This is a genomic window from uncultured Succinatimonas sp. (assembly GCF_905203285.1).
Lineage (GTDB): Bacteria > Pseudomonadota > Gammaproteobacteria > Enterobacterales > Succinivibrionaceae > Succinatimonas.
Genome location: NZ_CAJKVK010000163.1, coordinates 1 through 1,030 on the forward strand (window position 1 = coordinate 1; position 1,030 = coordinate 1,030).

The 1,030-nt window shown below is 45.8% G+C and carries 2 protein-coding genes; both read left to right on the forward strand.

Annotated features, from left to right (window positions below):
• Window positions 1-171: 171 nt before the first annotated feature.
• Window positions 172-372, forward strand: coding sequence for a sulfur carrier protein ThiS (thiS, locus tag QZ019_RS09855; RefSeq protein ID WP_295484664.1), 201 nt, complete (start codon window positions 172-174; stop codon window positions 370-372).
• A gap of 2 nt (window positions 373-374) precedes the next feature.
• The coding region (locus QZ019_RS09860; RefSeq protein WP_295484666.1) for a thiazole synthase at window positions 375-1,030 on the forward strand (656 nt) is incomplete at its 3' end.

The window sequence follows — 1,030 nt, forward strand, 5'->3', positions numbered from 1 at the left end:
GGCCCCTGCCGCTTCTATGATGGCATCAGCAGCGGCGATGCTTACATTACAGATATTAAACGGCAATGACGCATTAAAAGGTTATGTGCAGTTTTTTGATTTAAAAAACAATGAGATAAAAAGAATGCGCTTAACCAAAGATGTCGATTGCCCGGTTTGCGGAGAAGGTAAATGAAGATTTTTTTTAACGGAGAAGAGCTTACGGTAAGTGATGACATAAGCCTTTCTCAGTTTATTAAAGACAGGGGCTTGTCACCTGACGGTACCGCTTGTGCCGTTGACGAACAAATCATTCCTAAGGCAACTTGGGATAAATTCAAATTAGAAGAAAATATGCACCTTGATGTGTTCACCTTGGTAGCAGGAGGTTAAAAGTGGATAAATTAGTACTTGCAGGTCAGGAATTTGATTCCCGCCTTATTATCGGAACCGGAAAATATGCATCAGCTCAGGCTTTAACTGATGCTTGCAAAGCTTCAGGCGCTCAGATTGCCACTATGGCAATTAAGCGTGTTGACACTAAAGGCGGTACCGACGATATTATCCCTCCGCTCCGTAAGCTCGGCGTTACCTTAATGCCCAATACTTCCGGTGCCCGTACCGCTAAAGAGGCGATTTTTGCCGCTCAGCTGTCCCGCGAAGCGTTAGGTACGGATTGGATTAAAGTTGAAGTTCATCCCGATCAGAAATATTTGCTTCCTGATCCGATTGAAACCTACAATGCCTGTGCCGAGCTTGTAAAACAAGGATTTAAGGTTTTTGCTTATTGTTCTGCCGATCCGTGTCTTTGCAAGAGTCTAGCAGAAGCCGGCGTAAGTGCCGTTATGCCTTTGGGAGCACCTATCGGATCTGCCCGCGGCCTTGAGACTTTGCCGTTTTTAAAGATTATTATCCGTGAAAGTTCCGTCCCGGTTATTGTAGATGCCGGTATCGGTGCTCCGTCGGAGGCGGCTAAATCTTTAGAGTTAGGCGCTGATGCCGTTATGGTTAACACCGCAATTGCCGCAGCAAACGATCCGGTAATGATGGC

Bases quoted from the DNA above. Each gene is read 5' to 3' on its own strand.
- thiS (WP_295484664.1), top strand. From the start codon at position 172: ATGAAGATTTTTTTTAACGGAGAAGAGCTTACGGTAAGTGATGACATA.